An 18519-nucleotide genomic window follows, 5' to 3' on the forward strand; every position below is an offset into this window, starting at 1 on the left:
GCCGCACAGTGAATTTGTGCGGCGGGAAATAAGTTTCTCAGAATTATGCAGTTTCTGCAGAAACAACTGGAACGAAGGCTAACCCATCCGGGACTCGTTCTACTCGAATTGTATCGCCTGGTTTGAATTCACCACTGAGCAGGTGAATTGCCAGAGGATCCTGAAGTTCGCGTTGAATAGCCCGTTTGAGCGGCCGTGCTCCAAAGTCAGGGTCATACCCAACTTCGGCGAGGTAGGCTTTGGCTTCCGGTGTGACTTCCAGATGGTAACCACGCTCTTCCAGGAGGCTGTGCAGACGCCGTAATTGAATCTCAACGATTTGTTGCAGGTGCTCGGGCCCTAACGGATGGAACACAACCACTTCGTCAATACGGTTCAGGAACTCTGGACGGAAGTGGGCTTGTAACACCCGATTGATTTGCTCCCGGGTGACCTGCGTGGTGCTGTTCAGCCATAATTCTGACCCCAGGTTGCTGGTCATGATGATGACGACATTGCGGAAATCTACCGTTCGCCCTTGACCGTCGGTCAATCGCCCATCATCCAGCAATTGGAGCAGGACGTTGAACACTTCAGGGTGGGCTTTCTCAATCTCGTCGAACAACACCACGCTGTACGGGCGCCGTCTCACGGCTTCGGTTAATTGTCCACCTTCTTCATAGCCTACATAACCCGGTGGCGCACCAATAAGACGGGACACGGTATGCTTTTCCTGGTATTCGCTCATATCAATGCGAATCATGGCGCGTTCGTCATCAAAGAGGAATTCTGCCAGAGCCCGCGCAAGTTCCGTTTTCCCAACACCCGTTGGTCCAAGGAAAATGAACGAACCAATTGGACGGTTGGGATCTTGTAAGCCAGCCCGTGCTCTGCGAATTGCATTGGAAACAGCGCGCACGGCTTCATCCTGACCAACCACCCGTTGATGGAGACGATCTTCCATCTCCAGTAATTTTTTCATCTCGCCTTCCAGCAAGCGCGAGACCGGGATGCCTGTCCAACGTGACACAATTTCGGCAATTTCTTCCGCATCCACCTCTTCCTTCAACAGCGCGCCTTCTTGTTGAATCTGAGCTAACCGTTGCTCGGCTTCCCTTACTTTATTCTGTAATTCATGCAATACGCCATATCGCAAGCGAGCGGCTTCTTCCAGGTTGTTTTCTCGTTCTGCCCGTTCAATATCACGGTAAGTCTGGTCTATTTGTTCTTTCACCTGTCTCAGGTTGGCGATGGCTTCTTTCTCCAGTTTCCAGCGGGCATGCAAACTGGCGGATTTTTCCTTTAGGTTGGCGAGTTCTTGCTCCAGTTTACTCAGACGCTCCTGAGAAGCCTTATCCCTTTCTTTTTGCAGGGCTTGTCGTTCGATCTCCATCTGGAGAATCTGGCGATCAACCTCGTCAATGGCTTGAGGCTTGGAGTCAATTTCGGTTCGTAGCCGGGCCGCGGCTTCGTCAATTAAGTCAATTGCCTTATCCGGTAAGTGGCGGTCGGGTATGTACCGATGTGACAGGGTTGCAGCAGTAATGACAGCGGCATCGGTAATTCGTACGCCATGATGCACTTCATAACGAGACTTCAACCCACGTAAAATGCTGATGGTATCCTCCACTGAGGGCTCTTCCACGAGAATGGGTTGAAAGCGGCGTTCCAGGGCAGGGTCTTTTTCAATGTGTTTGCGGTATTCATCCAGCGTCGTGGCTCCAATCATATGGAGTTCGCCACGCGCCAGCATGGGCTTGAGCATATTCCCTGCATCCATTGCCCCTTCTGCTGCGCCTGCTCCTACTACGGTGTGCATTTCGTCAATGAAGAGAATAATTTCCCCTGAAGCATCGGTTACTTCTTTCAATACCGCTTTCAGGCGTTCTTCAAACTCACCGCGATATTTTGCACCGGCAACCAGTGCACCCATATCCAGCTGGATGATGCGCTTTCGTTTCAATCCTTCCGGAACATCGCCGTTAACAATACGTTGTGCCAGTCCTTCCACAATCGCGGTTTTGCCAACACCAGGTTCACCAATGAGGGCGGGGTTGTTTTTCGTCCGACGAGAAAGGATTTGAATGGTCCTGCGAATTTCCTCATCTCGTCCGATAACCGGATCGAGTTTTCCCTGTCTTGCCATGGCAGTTAAGTCTCTGCCGAATTTTTCCAACGCCTGATATGTATCCTCGGGTGTAGGCGAGGTGACGCGTTGCGTCCCGCGAATCGAGGCTAATGCCTTCAAAATGGCATCTTTGGTCAAGCCATATTGGGAAAGACGCTTTCCCTCTGGTGAATCCGTTAACGCCAGTAAAATATGCTCAGTGGAAATGTACTCGTCCTGCATCCCTTTAGCATATTGTTCTGCGCGGTTGAGCACCTCAACCGTAGGCTGAGCAAGCCCAATGGAAGTGCTGGACCCATAAACTTTAGGACGTTTGGCTAAATCCTGGGAAAGTTCTTCCCTCAACGCCACTGTGGAACCGGCAACACGCGTTACAATTGCAGGAACGACGCCTTCGGTTTGTTGAATTAAAGCCAGCAATAAATGCGATGGCTCAATCGCTTGATGATTGTAATCCTGTGCCAGTTGTTGACTTTTCAGGATTGCTTCCTGTGCTTTTTGGGTAAATTTATCGAGGTTCATGTTTCCCTCCCTTTCTAAAAACAGTCATACCAGTAATCTCAATTGAGAATAAAGGCGAAGTATCAAAAAATGATAGGAAAATTATAAACAAATGATTAAAATCTGATTGTGGCATTGTTATTGCAAAGGTGGCGTTGACTTCATTTGACAATGGCTGTATAACCCATTACACTATGAAAAGAAATCAATCAAGGAGGTTTCAATGCCGGCTGGTTATCAATTGATCATGCGGAGTGGGCCTCAAACGGGGGGAGTCTTTCCACTGAATAAGACAGAAATCAGTCTTGGCCGTGATTTGACCAATGATCTGGTGGTCAGTGACCCGGAAGTTTCCCGACATCATGCCCGGCTTTACTTCCAGGGAAACACTTACATACTTGAAGATCTGGGTTCAACCAATGGCACCTTTGTTAATGGTATCCGCCTGACCGGTCCTTATCCCCTGCGATCTGGAGAAACCATCTCCCTCGGCGAACGCGTGGTTTTTCTTTATGAAGCCGTAGATGAAGATGCAACGGTTGTTACGCCTTCCTCGAGAATTCCCTCAGGGGGTGAACTGTACACCCCGGCAAATGTAACCCCCTCTGTAAATTCATTCCCAAGAGCACAATCCTCTGTTCCCCCAAAGAGCCGATACACTGCTCCGCTGGGAAGCACTCCTGTAACGCCTGTGGAATATCCGGTTGACTCAACGGGTAGAGGAGAACCGGGAGTCTTGCAAAAAAGCAAAACCACTCGCGTCTTAGTGATCAGTCTGGGAGTGGTTTTTGTGCTTACATGCCTGTGCATTGGGGTGCTTTTGTGGAATGCTCCCAAGGAGTTCTGGTGCCTCTTTCCTGTTTGGCCCGCAGGGGCGTGTCCATGATGTGGACTTTCCCCGTTGAGTAATTGATCAATGAGCCGCACTGCTTTTACAGGTCCAAAATTGAGAAAAAAGAACAGGCGGTTTCGTCCTGCCCGCTACAGGGCTGCTATCAATCGTTGGGATAGCACCACCAAACTGGTGGTGAGTCTGGCGTTGTTTTCGGTTGCTGCCTGGCTTCTGGTGCGCTTTCGAAATATTGTCGGTCCGCTACTATTAGCGGTTTTGCTGGCTTATCTGCTTTACCCTGTGGTGTCTCGACTTCAAAAGGCCACCCGAATGTCCTGGCGTCTTGCAGTTGGAATCGTGTACATCTTTCTCGTGTTGCTGGTTTTGGGTGGAACAACGCTCAGTGGTTTGGCTGTAGTGGAACAATCGCAGAGTTTAATTCGATTCCTCCAGCAAACACTGAAAGATTTACCTTCCTTGCTAGTCACTTGGAGTGAAATGCCTATTCAGGTAGGTCCTTTTCAATTGGTTCTACCCAATTTTATGGATGTAAATACCCTTACGCAATCCTTATTGGGTATTGTTCAGCCGTTACTCAGCCGGGCGGGGACCCTGGTAGGTTCTATTGCCAGTGGAGCCGTTAACTTTCTTGGGTGGGTGTTTTTCATTTTGTTAATTTCTTATTTCATTCTTGCTGAAAGTGGAGGAGCCTCTCCGGAAATTATCCGGATTAATTTGCCCGGATACAATGAAGACTTGAGAAAGTTCGGGACGTATTTGAGCGGAATCTGGAACGCATTTCTTCGCGGACAAATTATCATTATTTTGATAACAGTACTCGTATATACAGTGCTTCTGGGAATTTTGGGGTTGCGATTCTTTATTGGACTGGCTTTATTGGCTGGGCTGGCAAGATTTGTCCCTTACGTAGGACCTGCTGTAGCATGGACCAGTTACGGATTGGTTGCCCTGTTCCAGGGCTCCAATTATTTTGGATTACCTCCCTGGGGATATGTGATCCTGGTGGTAGGCATCGCCTGGATTACTGATATCGTTTTGGATAATCTGGTGGCAACCCGTTTGATGGGAACCGCTTTGAAGATTCACCCCGCAGCAGTGATGGTTTCTGCGTTGGTAGGAGCGAACCTCTTCGGGATCATTGGTGTGGTTCTGGCTGCGCCTGTGGTGGCTACACTGAAGTTGCTGATCAGTTACATCATATATCGCCTATCAGATCAGGAGCCCTGGGAAAGCCTTCAGGTAGCCGCCCCGGTTGTTTCTCGCCCAATCTTTTCGAGAATCAGAAGTATAATGTACCGTGCTTTTCAAATGTTGAGGAAAGGAATAAAGAAATATGGCAAACCAATTGGAACCCAAAACTGAAACTATTGCTGAAACCGAAAATTATATAGCCTGGAAGGCGGATGAACCTGATGGGGAAACCACCTACCATATTGAACTGAATAACGTCACAGTTCATTTTTTTGAGGAAGAGTGGGAGGAATTTCTTCAACTGGCTAAACTCTTGGTAAAGAAATAAAGATTAACTATTTATCCCCACCGCAAAATGGCTATTCCAGCCAAAAAGCGAACAATGACAGAAAGGATCATACTTCCAAACAGACCAAAGTTGGAAGTAATCAATGGGGCAACTAAACCACAAATTAAAACTGCAAAATTAACCGCCAGGTTAAACCAGGCGAGATATGATGGGCGATCATCGGCAGGGACTTTTGTCAGTAAATAATTGACCAGTCCTCCTCCGTTGATTGCCCATCCGATTCCACTCACAATTTGAGTGATCACATAAATCCAAACCTGATAACTGAATGTAAAGAGCAGGGTTGCCAGGCTGGCGATCACCGTTCCAGCCCCTGTCAGTGTTTTAAAGCCATATTTTCGAGATAAAGATCCCACCTGAGTGGAGGTGAGAAAATAAATTATCCAGAACAAACTGGTTCCGAACCCAATGGTTTCGTCTGTCAGTTTTAATTCATTCACCTGGTACAAGGGAAAAATTGGGTTGGGTAAAAATACAGCCACGTGAAAGAAAAACATTATCCATAACACACTGCGAAAAGGCCCTGAAAAAACATCTGGACGAACGATTTCCTTGAAAGTTGGCTTTTCCAATGGCTTTGGGGATTCTTCAATGGAAGGAGTTACCGCTTTTATGTGATAAAGATGATACGCACTGAGCATGGATCCCAGCCATCCCAGCGCAAAAACAATCATGTATCCAATTTCGAAAGGAAGTGTTTTAAGGATTTGCCCTACGAGAAAAGAAGTTGTCATCGAAGTGAGGGCTAATAAGGCATTACGGATACCAATAACCTGACCGCGCCATTCGTCAGGAATGGCTTCTGCAAGAAACGCATTTCCCATTACGGCAGCAATGGTCCCCGGAATATTCATCAAAAGGGTGATGAGGATAATAGCCCAGATTTGCGTCTGGGCAGGAAGAAGTATCGGTAAAGGAATGAATAAAGCGTAAAATAACCGTGTGAATAATGCTGCTCGACGTAAAACCTGAAAAGTCGATTTCCCTCGAACAAGGACATTTGTTGGAAAGGTCATCAAAATATTGATCAATGCCGGACTTGCAGTAAGAATCCCGATTTGGAAGGAAGAGGCTCCAAGACGAGAAGCATAAACTGCCAGAAAGACGATGACACTCCCATTCAACACTCCCCACCAGGCAATATCAAAGAAAAGGTGAATAAAATTTTGGCGGTGTTCAGCAGGGAATGGTTCGCTTAATCCAAGGATACGCTTCCAAGTATATGACATGGGCTCAATTATATTAGAGAGCATGAGCATACAGGTAGAATTCTGCCTTAAATCTGGAATTTTGGTAGAATGTCAGGGTGATGAGAGTTACAATCTGCATGGTTTTACTGGCAAATCTCTGGCTGGTGGGTTGTTCTTCGCCGATCTCTGATTTCTTATCAGAAGAACATGAAAAGCCAGTCAATGTACAGTCTTTTCATCAATCGGAAACGCCGTTATTCCCGATTGATGGAGAGGAGCCGTCTCAACCGGAGCGTATTCAACTGGATCAGCAGACAAACCGACAAAAAGATCTTCATGCTTTTATGAGTTCATTCCCATGTGATCGTGCTGAAGCGGGTAGTCCCATTGATGTAAGTGTCCCCGACAATTCCCTTTTTTCACCCGGTGAGCGGTTTATAAAAATATGGAGACTCCGAAATTCAGGAAGTTGTCCATGGACTCAAGATTATGCTGTTGTCTGGTTTTCTGGCGCGCCTTTGGGAGTAAAAGTCAGGGAAGAATTGAATACAAATGTTCATCCTGGGGAGGAAGTTGAAATTGCGGTTGAAATGGTGGCGCCTGCGTTGCCAGGAATTTATCAAAGTAACTGGAAAATGCAGAATTCCAGAGGAGATTTTTTTGGCATTGGTCCAGAGGGACACTCTCCTTTCTGGGTGAAAATACAGGTGCTCCCTCAAGTTACCCCTACCGTTGAACCAATGTTTACTCCTTCTCCCTCTGTACCTGAAATTCACTCTTCGGGAAATTTTGTGTTGTATACAGGAGATTTTCTGAATCTGGATAATGGGATGCAAAGTGTTGAGGAAGACATTGACTTCAGTTTGGAAAGTACGGAAGATGGTTTCTGGATTAGACCGTTGAATGGTTCACAATTGACGATTTATGGCTTTATTGCTCCTTCTTATCAGGAATGTCTTCTTTCGAACTTGACTCAGGATCCTGTGTTTATGGGAAAAGAATTGCACGGAAGCTTTCTGTGTGTAAAAACGGACGAGGGAAGAACAGGCAGTATGTTTGTATTATTGGATTTTGAACGCAGGGAATTGTCTGGAACATACATTCTTTGGGAATAACCTGGTATAAGTCTCATGGGTATTCTGTATCTGGTCGCTACACCGATTGGTAATCTTGAAGACATCACGCTCCGTGCATTAAGAGTGCTTCGAGAAGTATCTCTCATCGCTGCAGAAGATACCCGACAAACCAGAAAACTTCTCAATCATTATGGGATAGAAAAACCGCTGGTAAGTTATTATGAACATAATAAACTGACCAGACTTCGCACGATATTATCTCATCTGGAAAATGGTGATGTTGCCTTGGTCTCAGATGCGGGTACACCTGGATTGAATGATCCGGGATATGAACTGGTTAAGGCTGCCATTGAACAGGGGGTTCGGGTTTGTCCAGTTCCAGGTCCTGCTTCTCCAATAGTTGCATTAGTAGGATCTGGATTGCCAACAGATGCTTTTCTGTATCTTGGATATCTCCCTCGTAAACCCCGAGAACGTCAGGAGAAAATTGCAAGTATTCGCGATGAACCGTTTACATTGATCTTTCTTGAAACCCCGCACCGTTTATGGGATGCTTTGAAAGATCTTTTAGATATTCTTGGAGATAGACAAGCGGTTGTTGCCAGAGAATTAACCAAAATTCACGAAGAATTTATTCGTGGGACTTTGGGAGAACTTCTTCAGCATTTCCGGCAAGTCGAACCGTTGGGGGAATTTGTTATCCTGATTTCAGGAGCAACCCGAAAGGCACAGGTGTGGAGTAAAGAACAGGTAATCGAGGTGTTTGAACAGGAATCAAGAGAAGATGTTCCTTTAAGGGATCTGGCTGAGCGCTTGGCTGCGGTTTCGGGTTGGAAGAAAAACGAGTTATATCGGTTATTCCTCGAACATAAAAAGAATCAAGGTAAAATCAGATAATCCAATATCCCGGGAGAATTCTATGAATCTGGATGATGTGGCTGGTTTCCAAAAACTCGATTCACAAAACATGATCGCACAAATCAATGGGCTTCCAGACCAGTTGAGTTATGCCTATTCGTTGGGGAAGGACTTTACTCTTCCCCCAAAAAAAGAATATCGCCATATTTTGATTTCAGGAATGGGGGGATCAGCAATCGGAGCAGATCTGGTTGCTGCGTATGTACAGGATAAAATTTCTCTTCCCGTTGTTGTTCATCGAGATTATGAATTACCACTATGGGTTAATGAACATACTCTTGTCATCGCTTCCAGCCATTCTGGAAATACAGAGGAAACCCTTTGGGTATTTGAACAGGCGCACCAACGCGGATGCTCAATCATTTCCATTTGTACGGGGGGAAAACTCTCCACATTAGCCAGAGATTTCGGCATGCCGCTCTGGCAGTTTGAACATCGACATGCGCCCAGAAGTGCTGTGGGGTATTCCTTTGGGTTGCTCCTGGCGTTATTTGAACGACTGGGTTTCATTTCTTCTGTTCAACAGGAAATCGAAGAGGCTGTTCATGCCATGCGCAACGTTCAGACCAGTTTAGGTGTAGATGTGCCTGTCACCCATAATCCTGCCAAGCGAATGGCAGGACAGTTGTTTGGGCGCTGGGTGGTGGTGCTGGCAGCCGATTACTTGGCGCCTGTTGCGAGACGCTGGAAAGGACAAATTAACGAACTGGCAAAGGCTTGGGCACAGTTTGAATTTTTACCGGAAGCCGATCATAATACTCTGGCAGGATTGGAAAATCCTTCAGCCATGCTTATGAATATGATGGCTTTGTTCATTCAGGCACCTGGCATGAATATTCGGAACCAGAAACGAATTGAATTGACCCGTGAAATGTTTATGACACAGGGCATTAACACAGATATGATTATGGCTCGCGGGGATAACAAACTTGCTCATATCTGGACATCAATCCTGTTCGGGGATTATATGGCTTACTATTTGGCGATGGCGTACGGCATGGATCCAACGCCCATCCCGATTCTGGATGCGTTCAAAATGGAGATGTCTTCTGCATAAAGGGAGGGACACTTGAAACACACTGCAGGCTCAATTGAGGTCATTACCGGCTCCATGTTCAGTGGTAAAACCGATGAATTGATTCGCCGATTACGTCGCGCACGGATTGCGCGACAAAAAGTTCAGGTTTTCAAGCCTGTCATTGATGACCGCTACAGTATCGAAAAAGTGACTTCCCATGCAGGGAATGAGTTTGAGGCGTTTCCTATTTCGCATTCAGAAGAAATCTGGGAAAAATTAGACCCTGAAACTTCAGTGGTTGCTATTGATGAAGCCCAGTTTTTTGATGAAGGAATTGTGAATGTAGTACAGATATTAGCCTCGAAAGGTATTCGCGTGATTGTTGCTGGTTTAGATATGGATTTTCGTGGTGAACCTTTTGGGGTGATGCCCGTCATGATGGCAATTGCCGAGCGGGTGGATAAACTCCAGGCAATTTGCATGGTATGTGGGGAGCCAGCCAGTCGTACACAGCGCCTGGTCAATGGAAAACCCGCGAAATACTCGGACCCGGTAGTGATTGTTGGGGCGTCTGAGTTATACGAAGCGCGTTGCAGACAACATCATGAAGTACCCAGAGAGTGAGGTGAGGAATGTGGGACTACCGTGAGTTTCTTGGAGAGGTCTTAATTGACTCCGAAACTTTGCAAAAGCGCATCCTGGAATTGGGAGAACAAATCAGCCAAGACTACGAAGGAAAAAAACTTCTACTGGTTTGCATTCTTCGTGGGGGAGTCATGTTCCTTACTGATCTTATGCGTGCAATCCGGATTCCCCATGCCATAGAATTTATGGCAGTTTCTTCATACGGTGTTGGAGGAAGACATTCTTCAGGGCAGGTACGGATTACCTTTGACCTGAACACCGACATTTCCGAATGGGATGTGATTCTGGTTGAAGATATTATTGACAGCGGCCATACCCTTCACTCTGTGCTGGAACTGTTATCTATCCGACAACCAAAGAGTTTAAGCGTATGCGCCTTACTGGATAAATCAGAGAGAAGAGAAGTGGAAATTCCTTTGAAGTACGTGGGATTTGAAATTCCGAACAAATTTGTCTTTGGTTACGGATTGGATATCGACGATTTCTATCGGAATCTTCCTTTCATCGGTGTGGTGAATCTGGAAAAGTACAATTCGATGATAAGCCAACAGGAGAAAGGGTGAATCAGTCTTTTAATCAGGAATTGAGCCACATTCTGAAAACGATCCTCATTGAAAGCAGAGGTACACCCATTTATCTGGTTGGGGGTTCTGTTCGGGATTGGTTCTTGGGGGTTCAATCGCATGATCTGGATTTTTGCTTGAACGATTCTCCTGTACCATTAGCGCGTCGTGTAGCCAATGCGTTACAGGCAGGGGTGTTTCTATTGGATGAAGAGCGGGAGACGATTCGTGTTGTCGTATCTCCACAGAAGGGACCGGTGACGTTTCTGGATTTTGCCCGTTTCCGAGAAAGGGATTTAGAGGAAGATTTACGCAAACGAGATCTCACCATTAACGCCATGGCTATTCCTTTGCAGGAAGCGTTTTGTATCCCCAGTGCTTCACTGTCTGTTTTGGATCCCTGTGGTGGCTTGCAAGATCTCAAAGGAAAAGTTTTAAGAGCCTGCTCATCATCCTCTTTTGATGATGATCCTGCCAGAGTCTTACGTCTGGTCCGTTTTGCCCAGAAACTCGAATTTCGTATCGAAGATTCTACATTTCAATTGGCACGCAGTGCCGTCCCACTTCTGGGATCCGTTTCTGCTGAACGAAAAAGGGACGAGATTTTTCAAATTTTAGAAGGCAAAAAGGTTCGCCTTGGAATTGATTTACTAGATCGTCTCAACGCTTTGTCTGTCATTTTTCCTGAACTGGATAAGTTGAAGGGGGTTCAACAATCTCCTCCCCATGTACAGGATGTTTGGCACCATACCCTCGAAACGGTCAGCCGGCTGGAATTATTGCTTAAGGTACTTGCGGAAGACCTGTCTGAACAATCTCCCACTGGCTTGTTTGCAGCGCAAGCCTCTCTCTGGTTAGGACGGTATCGAGAACAATTCAAAGCCCATTTTAATCAGCGAATCAATCCGCTTCGTCTTTTACGTGGTTTAACCTTTTTTTCTGCCTTATATCATGATGTAGGAAAACCAGACACTGCTTTTGAAGATGAGAATGGGCGGATTCGTTTTTTCAACCATGAGGAAGCCAGCAAGAGCCTCGCTGTCTTGCGTGCCCGCTCTCTGGCGTTGAGCAACGATGAGGTTGAGCACATTCAAAAAGTAATTTCCGGTCACATGAGAATCCACTGGCTGGTTTCGGAAGAGAAAGAACCGTCGCCTCGCGCAATCTATCGGTTTTATCGAGATTTTGGTGATGCCGGGATAGATATTTGTCTGCTTTCACTGGCAGATCTCTGGGCGACTTATTCTTATACATTGACTAGTGACCGATGGGTAAATGAATTAAAAATTTGCAAGATTCTCTTAGAAGCAAGATGGGAAAAGGAAACCGCATTGGTGACACCTCCCAAATTAGTAAATGGGGAGGATCTCATCCGGGAGTTTAACTTACAACCCGGGCCATTGATTGGTAAAATTTTACAAGCCATTCGAGAGGCTCAAGTGGAGGGATTGGTTACAGATAAGCCTTCGGCCCTCACTTTTGCCAGAGAATGGATCGCAAACTGGTCTCCTCACCAAAAGGAGGATTAGGAGATGACGCAAGAACCAGTGTCACTGTATTATGAGGAACATGGGCAGGGAAAACCCATCATCTTAATTCACGGTTTTCCATTAGATCATTCTATCTGGAATGAGGTGGTTCAACAACTTGCTGATAAAGCACGGGTGATCACGCTTGATTTAAGAGGGTACGGTGCTTCACCTAAACCGGAAGGGGATTACTCCATGCGTACCATGGCGGATGACATCCTGACATTGATGGATCGGTTAGGCCTGGAAAAAGCCATTGTGGCAGGCCATTCGATGGGAGGATATATTACCCTTGCCTTTGCAAAAGCCTATCCTCAACGTTTGAGCGGGGTAGGACTGGTTGCCACTCAGGCGGCCGCTGATTTACCCGAACGACGACAAGCCCGTTTAATTCTGGTAGATGAGATCAAGCGTAAGGGACCTCAGGCTGTGATTCATGCCACGTTGAAAAAATATAGTCGGAATCCCGAAGTGCTCAAATATACTCAAGAACTGATGCAGAAAGCTGCTCCTCATGTTTTAATGGCTTGTTTAAGGGGAATGGCAGATCGGGAAGATATGATGGATTTTCTAAAAGAAATCTCCGTTCCAACAGTGGTTATTGCTGGAGAACAGGATGACCTTATTCCCATAGAGAGGTCACTTGAGGTAGTAGAGCGGTTACAAAGAGGATGGATGGTAGCGATTCCCAATGCCGGACATATGCCCATGATGGAAGCCCCTCAGCGGGTAGCATCAGCGTTCATTGAACTTCTTCAACAGACCTGAGAGGTTATCATGTACATGGTGATGTTTGTTCTGGATGACTCAACCTTGCTGGATGAAGTGTTGGATGCGTGGTACAACGCTGGCATTACAGGGGCGACCATCTTTGAAAGTAATGGAATTTTTCGTCAGCGGGCGAAACGGTTTAATCTACCTGTGCGTTACTCTTTGCCCCATGTCACAGCCAGGATAGAAGCCAACTACACTCTGATGGCAATTGTCCCGGATGAAGAAACTGTTCAGGCTTGTCTGAAAGCCTCTGAAAAAGTGGTGGGTGATCTGGACCAACCATACACAGGTGTCTTTGCTTCATGGCCCCTGACCTTTGTGAAAGGGGTACGGATAGAAAAGAAATCCCCCTCTTCGGGGGAATGAATTATTCGCAAGATTTCTAGGGGAAAATTTCTGTTAATAAGGGCTGATAGGTGCATTTGCATCCATTGGGGTTAGAACAGCCATCCACTGGTAGAGCAGGAACCTGATCTTTGGGGTAAGTTCCTTCTAAAGCCATGCATGTTGGACAGGCATCTGCGCTCACTGCCACATGAATAGCATAGACCCGCGGATTCTCGCGCATTTTTTTCAAGGCAATAGACGTAACAGATTCTTCCCGTAAGTCAGCCTGACAGGTAGGACAGAACACAATTTCATCCGAAACCATGGTTTTACAACGAGAACAGGTTTGCATAATTTGCCTCTACTTTGGATGATTTTCCGCTATTTTACTACGGTTCTCTACAGGCTAAGTCCCGGCTTTGTAAGACTTTTTTTAACCATGGAAGATCTCCGGAGAAGCTTATTAATTTGTGCAGTCAGAATTGCGCTTGATACAGGTTTTGACAGGAAGCCATCCGCACCACTGTCAAGAGCCTGAGCAATGACCTTGGGGGAATCGAGGGCTGAGACAACCAGAATGGGTACCGTACTGAATTCTCTGATTTTTTTGCAAATTTCCACTCCGTTCATCTCTGGAAGGAGCAGATCTAGGATGACGATATCAGGTTGCTCGGAACGGGCTAATTCCAGTCCATCAGAGGCAGTATTGGCAACAAGCGTCTCTGCCCCTGATGGTGCCAGTAATACCGAGAGCAAATCCGTCATACCAGGGTCGTCGTCAATGATGAGGATCTTCATGTGCTTTTCCTGATCCATAGTTATTTCTAGGTAAACCTATTATCAATCATATCTGAGAGTTTTTACCTTTCAATGGGTTTACAGTCTTTTGCAAAGTTGGATAGACATCTCCGATAAAAAACTTTGCCAATCGATGGCTTTGTGGTAGAATTTTGTGGATTTTGGCGAAATATCCCCTGCTATGGGGTTGTTTATCTTTTCATGGAGGATTCCAAAATGACGCAAAAAAAATGGGTATATGTATTCAATGAACTGGACCAGGCATCCGCTTACGTGGGAGGTTCCTGGGACGCCGTGCGAGGTTTGCTGGGTGGTAAGGGAGCAAACCTGTTCGAGATGTATCGTATCGGGTTACCTGTCCCCCCCTTCTTTACCGTAACAACTGAGGCTTGCAATGCCTACTTGGCGGCTGGGGAAAAGTTCCCTGAAGGAATGTGGGATCAGGAACTTGAGGCTCTTCATAAGATTGAAGAAGCCAGCGGGAAGAAATTTGGCGACCCTAACAATCCTTTGCTGGTCTCCTGCCGTTCTGGTGCAAAATTTTCTATGCCCGGCATGATGGATACGGTATTGAACATTGGTTTGAACGACGAAACCGTTCAGGGCATGATCAAACTCACCAACAACCCGCGCTTTGTGTATGATTCCTATCGCCGCCTGATCATGATGTTTGGTGCAGTGGTGTTGGGTCTGCCCGATGAGGCTTTCGAAGAGCCCATGGAAGCCTTTAAGCACCAGAAAGGCGCTAAATCCGATACTGATCTGACTGCTGAAGACTTGAAAGAACTTTCTGAGATCTTCAAGAAGGTTGTTCGCGAGAACAAGGGGTTTGATTTCCCGCAGGATCCCATCGAACAATTGCGTCTTGCTACCGAAGCCGTATTCAAGTCCTGGAATGGGAAGCGCGCCATTGACTACCGCCGCGCTGAGGGTATTCCCGACAATCTTGGTACTGCCGTCAACATTGTAACCATGGTCTTTGGGAACATGGGTTGGGATTCTGGCACAGGTGTTGCCTTTACCCGCAATCCATCCACAGGTGAGCGCAAAGTCTTCGGTGAATACCTGCTGAACGCTCAGGGCGAGGATGTGGTTGCCGGTATCCGCAACACTGACCCCATTGAGAAGATGGCAGAAACCCTTCCTGAAGCCTACAATGAATTCATGAAGATCTGTGAGATTCTGGAGAAACACTACCGCGACATGCAAGATATGGAATTCACTATTGAGCGCGGTAAGTTGTGGATGCTCCAGACCCGCAATGGCAAACGCACTGCAAGAGCAGCCATTAAGATCGCAGTAGATATGGCAAACGAAGGATTGATCTCCAAAGAAGAAGCAGTCATGCGCGTTTCCACCAAACAGGTGGATGCAATGCTTCATCCGCAATTTGACGAGAATGCTCGTAAGGCTGCCAAGAAAGAAGGACGTCTCTTTGCTACTGGCGTAAATGCTTCTCCGGGTGCGGCTGTGGGACAGGTCTTCTTTGACGCTGATACCGCCGAAAAGAAAGGCAAGGAAGAAGGCTTGCAGGTGATCATGGTTCGTCCCTTCACCAAACCGGATGACGTGCATGGTATGCTTGCAGCGAAAGGCATTCTGACCAGTGAAGGTGGTGCTACCTCCCATGCCGCTGTGGTGGCGCGTCAGTTTGGCGTCCCCTGTGTGGTTGGTGCTTCCTCCATCCGTATTGATCTGGAAAAACGCCAGATGAAGGCTGGCGATGTTGTGGTTAAGGAAGGCGATTGGATTTCGCTGGATGGTGGCACGGGTGAAGTCTTCCTGGGCAAAATGGATCTCAGTATTCCTGACCTCGAAGAGCAAAAGGATCTCCTTACCCTGCTGAATTGGGCGGATGAAATTGCCCGTCTGCAGGTTTGGGCGAATGCTGACTACCCCAAGGATGCTCGCCGCGCTCGTTCCTATGGCGCCAAAGGCATCGGGTTGTGCCGCACTGAACACATGTTCTTTGAGCCTGAGCGCCTGCCCATTGTTCAGCGCATGATTCTGGCGGAAACCATTGACGAACGCAAGAAGGCTCTGGACGAACTTCTGCCCTTCCAGCGCTCGGACTTTGAAGGTTTGTTTGAAGCCATGGATGGATACCCCGTGATCATCCGTCTGATCGACCCGCCTCTGCATGAATTCATGCCCGACGAAGAGAAACTTTTCGAAGAGGTCATCACGATGCGGGTTAAGGGTGAGACCCAGGGGCTTGCAGAAAAAGAAAAACTGCTTGCCAGCATCCGCGCGATGCATGAAAGCAATCCCATGATGGGCCTGCGTGGCGTGCGTTTGAGCATCTACATGCCTGAAATTGTTGAAATGCAGGTTCGGGCGATTTTCGAAGCAGCGGCAAACTGCACCTTAAGGGGCGTCAAAGTTAAACCCGAAGTCATGATCCCGTTGACCGGTACGGTAAAGGAATTGGAATGGATCCAGCCGCGCCTTGAACGCATTGCCAAACAGGTGATGAGCGAGAAAGGCGTTAACTTCCCGTACAAGTTTGGCACCATGATTGAAATCCCGCGCGCTGCAGTAACCGCAGGTGAGATTGCTCGCCTGGCTGAGTTCTTCTCCTTCGGTACTAACGACCTGACTCAGATGACCTTTGGCTACAGCCGTGATGACGCCGAGCGTAACTTCCTCATCAAGTATGTTGAGGAAGGTATTCTTGAGAAGAATCCCTTCCAGACGCTCGATCGCGAAGGCGTGGGACGCCTGATGCGCATGGCAGTTGAAGAAGGACGCCGCACCCGTCCTGAACTGGAAGTGGGTATCTGCGGTGAGCACGGTGGCGATCCTGATTCTATTGAGTTCTGCCACTTGATTGGTCAGAACTACGTGAGTTGCTCACCGTTCCGTGTGCCGGTGGCTCGTCTGGCTGCTGCACAGGCGGCAATTAAAAACCGCTAAATTTGTAAACCATCTGTAAACTTAAAAAGGGTCTGGAGATGCCTGTTGAGGGAGTTCTCCAGACCCTTTGTACTATAATTCAGGTAGGATTATGTCGCCTTGGAGGAATGACGGATGTCAAATCGGAATCCAGAACAATCATCAAGTTCTCGAGTCATCGATGGTTTTATCGTTCTTTTTCTGGCTGTTGCTTCCATAGGAATTTTCACCTCCGGCTTGTTTCCTTATGCTGCTTTATTAGGGGATTTTCCCGGCACAAACATTACGCTAGCCCTGATTGTTGCTTTAGTTTCGGGTATTTTACTGGTTTATATTTATTCCTCTATTGGAGTATTTTCTCCCCATCATGGCGCTGATTATGTATTGATGTCTCGGGTGCTTACTGGTTCTCTTGGTTTTGCGGCTTCTTTTACCATGATGGTCGGGGTGGTGATGCTGGTCAGTGGGTTTACAGGTACTCTTGCCACTGTGGCTTTTCCGATTATTTCTAAAACTGCTGGAATTACTGCGAACGCCAGTTTCTCGGTGTTGGAAGGTTTAAATTCGCCAACTGGAGTCATCATTGTTGGTTCGATTTTAATTGTGCTGGCTTTTATTGTAAGTATTTTCCCGGTACAAATTGCTCGTAATATTCTACGTTTGGGCTTTTTTCTTACTTTACTCAGTTGGGCAGGATTGCTTTTCCAATTAGCTGCACCTATACAGTCCTTTGCTGATGGGTGGAATACCTATATGGGGTTTGGTGCTTACGATCGACAACTTTTCATTGCCCGCCAGTTGGGTTTGACAACTGGACCATTTCCCAACGCGTTTTTAACTCTGGGCTTGATCATTGCCGTCATTTTATTCGTTGGTATTGTTATACCTGTCTGGATGGCAAAAGAGGTAAAGAAGCCTCAGCAGGATTTGCTTTTAGGAAATTTGGGTGCAGTTCTGATTGCTTCTGCCCTGTTTATTGTGACCAGTCTGTTTTTACTCCGCTTGGTGCCTGTTAACTGGCTTGCCGCGCAGAGTTATATTTATCTGAGAACTAGAGAGGGATCGGAAGCAGTCTATCCATGGTTGTTTTTCTACGCCAATATTCTTAGACCTAATCCCACATTAGCGTATTTATTCCTGCTGGGGTGGTTGATTGCAACATTCAATTTACTTCTTGTTACTATCATGGCAGGATCAAGAATGCTATTAGCCTGGTCAAAAGACAAAATTTTACCCGTTTCGTTGTCATTCAAACATCCATCACTGGATACGCCAGTAGTGGCTGTTCTCTGGATGTCGTTGCTATTGGAACTTGGAGTGATGCTATTTGCCCTGACCCATACCTATAGTTTAGAAAGCATAAGACCGTTTTTCTTTGTTATTGCTTCTGGACAGATTATTTCCGCTGTGGCTTTAGCTGTTTATCCCCTGAAGAACGTGGATGCTTTTCAAAAGGCTTCAGGCCCGGCAGGATGGCGGATAGGAAATATTCCCCTGGTTAGCCTTGCGGGATTGATTTGGGTTGCTTATGGGGTTTATTTATTGAATTACCTTGCACTCAGCCCGAGGGGGTTTGAATTAAGACCCTTTGGCTGGATCATGGGAACTTTTGCGGTGGGTTTTGCGCTATACTGGTTCCGGAAGAATCAATTAATGAAACAGGGAATTAATTTAGAAATGATAGTTTCTCACCCCCCTGAGGAATAAATTTTTATACTTGTTCTGGATAAGGCAAATCACAGGGCAGGCAACTCCCTGTGATTTGTTTCTTTCTGTGGATATAAT

17 protein-coding genes are annotated in these 18519 nt (G+C 46.7%); 13 read left to right on the forward strand and 4 right to left on the reverse strand.

Annotation, left to right across the window (positions count from 1 at the left end):
• Window positions 1-43 precede the first annotated feature (43 nt).
• Entirely contained in the window at window positions 44-2629 is a 2586-nt protein-coding gene (gene clpB / locus LHF31_RS06440; protein WP_303773913.1) for an ATP-dependent chaperone ClpB, read from the reverse strand.
• 202 nt (window positions 2630-2831) lie between these two features.
• Here clpB and LHF31_RS06445 point away from each other — a divergent pair, with 202 nt between their 5' ends.
• From LHF31_RS06445 to LHF31_RS06455, 3 genes are read left to right on the forward strand one after another with little or no spacing between them, the layout of a single operon-like run.
• Window positions 2832-3494 (forward strand): FHA domain-containing protein, encoded by a 663-nt coding sequence (locus LHF31_RS06445; protein WP_298008252.1) that lies wholly within the window; start codon window positions 2832-2834, stop codon window positions 3492-3494.
• Window positions 3495-3524: 30 nt separating this feature from the next.
• Complete coding sequence (locus LHF31_RS06450; protein ID WP_298008254.1) at window positions 3525-4823, forward strand: AI-2E family transporter; 1299 nt, start codon at window positions 3525-3527, stop codon at window positions 4821-4823.
• Window positions 4795-4980 (forward strand): hypothetical protein, encoded by a 186-nt coding sequence (locus tag LHF31_RS06455; protein WP_298008256.1) that lies wholly within the window; start codon window positions 4795-4797, stop codon window positions 4978-4980. The genes LHF31_RS06450 and LHF31_RS06455 overlap by 29 nt, the downstream gene beginning before the upstream one ends.
• Window positions 4981-4991: 11 nt before the next feature.
• Here LHF31_RS06455 and LHF31_RS06460 read toward each other — a convergent pair whose 3' ends face one another.
• Window positions 4992-6260 (reverse strand): MFS transporter, encoded by a 1269-nt coding sequence (locus tag LHF31_RS06460; RefSeq protein WP_298008258.1) that lies wholly within the window; start codon window positions 6258-6260, stop codon window positions 4992-4994.
• Between the two features lie 68 nt (window positions 6261-6328).
• Here LHF31_RS06460 and LHF31_RS06465 point away from each other — a divergent pair, with 68 nt between their 5' ends.
• From LHF31_RS06465 to LHF31_RS06500, 8 genes are read left to right on the forward strand one after another with little or no spacing between them, the layout of a single operon-like run.
• A complete protein-coding gene (locus LHF31_RS06465; RefSeq protein WP_298008261.1) occupies window positions 6329-7306 on the forward strand; it encodes an NBR1-Ig-like domain-containing protein in 978 nt (325 codons plus the stop codon).
• Window positions 7307-7321: 15 nt separating this feature from the next.
• Window positions 7322-8164 carry a 16S rRNA (cytidine(1402)-2'-O)-methyltransferase gene (gene rsmI, locus LHF31_RS06470; RefSeq protein ID WP_298008263.1) on the forward strand — a complete coding sequence of 281 codons (843 nt, stop codon included), beginning with the start codon at window positions 7322-7324 and terminating at the stop codon, window positions 8162-8164.
• A gap of 22 nt (window positions 8165-8186) precedes the next feature.
• Window positions 8187-9242, forward strand: coding sequence for a bifunctional phosphoglucose/phosphomannose isomerase (locus tag LHF31_RS06475; RefSeq protein ID WP_298008265.1), 1056 nt, complete (start codon window positions 8187-8189; stop codon window positions 9240-9242).
• 12 nt (window positions 9243-9254) lie between these two features.
• Window positions 9255-9827, forward strand: coding sequence for a thymidine kinase (locus LHF31_RS06480; protein WP_298008267.1), 573 nt, complete (start codon window positions 9255-9257; stop codon window positions 9825-9827).
• A gap of 8 nt (window positions 9828-9835) precedes the next feature.
• Complete coding sequence (gene hpt, locus LHF31_RS06485; protein ID WP_298008269.1) at window positions 9836-10411, forward strand: hypoxanthine phosphoribosyltransferase; 576 nt, start codon at window positions 9836-9838, stop codon at window positions 10409-10411.
• Entirely contained in the window at window positions 10408-11940 is a 1533-nt protein-coding gene (locus tag LHF31_RS06490) for a CCA tRNA nucleotidyltransferase (RefSeq protein ID WP_298008271.1), read from the forward strand. The genes hpt and LHF31_RS06490 overlap by 4 nt, the downstream gene beginning before the upstream one ends.
• 3 nt (window positions 11941-11943) lie before the next feature.
• Window positions 11944-12708, forward strand: coding sequence for an alpha/beta fold hydrolase (locus LHF31_RS06495; protein WP_298008273.1), 765 nt, complete (start codon window positions 11944-11946; stop codon window positions 12706-12708).
• A 9-nt stretch (window positions 12709-12717) separates the two neighbouring features.
• Entirely contained in the window at window positions 12718-13080 is a 363-nt protein-coding gene (locus tag LHF31_RS06500; protein WP_298008275.1) for a hypothetical protein, read from the forward strand.
• Window positions 13081-13096: 16 nt separating this feature from the next.
• On the opposite strand, the gene LHF31_RS06505 is transcribed toward LHF31_RS06500, so the two are convergent.
• The gene (locus LHF31_RS06505) at window positions 13097-13393 is read right to left on the reverse strand and encodes a hypothetical protein (RefSeq protein WP_298008277.1); all 297 of its coding nucleotides are present in this window, start codon (window positions 13391-13393) and stop codon (window positions 13097-13099) included.
• Window positions 13394-13440: 47 nt separating this feature from the next.
• Window positions 13441-13839 carry a response regulator transcription factor gene (locus LHF31_RS06510; protein WP_298008279.1) on the reverse strand — a complete coding sequence of 133 codons (399 nt, stop codon included), beginning with the start codon at window positions 13837-13839 and terminating at the stop codon, window positions 13441-13443.
• A 216-nt stretch (window positions 13840-14055) separates the two neighbouring features.
• Here LHF31_RS06510 and ppdK point away from each other — a divergent pair, with 216 nt between their 5' ends.
• Window positions 14056-16755 (forward strand): pyruvate, phosphate dikinase, encoded by a 2700-nt coding sequence (gene ppdK / locus LHF31_RS06515; RefSeq protein WP_303773916.1) that lies wholly within the window; start codon window positions 14056-14058, stop codon window positions 16753-16755.
• 114 nt (window positions 16756-16869) lie between these two features.
• Window positions 16870-18441 (forward strand): APC family permease, encoded by a 1572-nt coding sequence (locus tag LHF31_RS06520; RefSeq protein WP_298004712.1) that lies wholly within the window; start codon window positions 16870-16872, stop codon window positions 18439-18441.
• Window positions 18442-18519: the final 78 nt, after the last annotated feature.

This window comes from Anaerolinea thermophila (genome assembly GCF_020723905.1).
Taxonomy (GTDB): Bacteria; Chloroflexota; Anaerolineae; order Anaerolineales; family Anaerolineaceae; genus Anaerolinea; species Anaerolinea thermophila_A.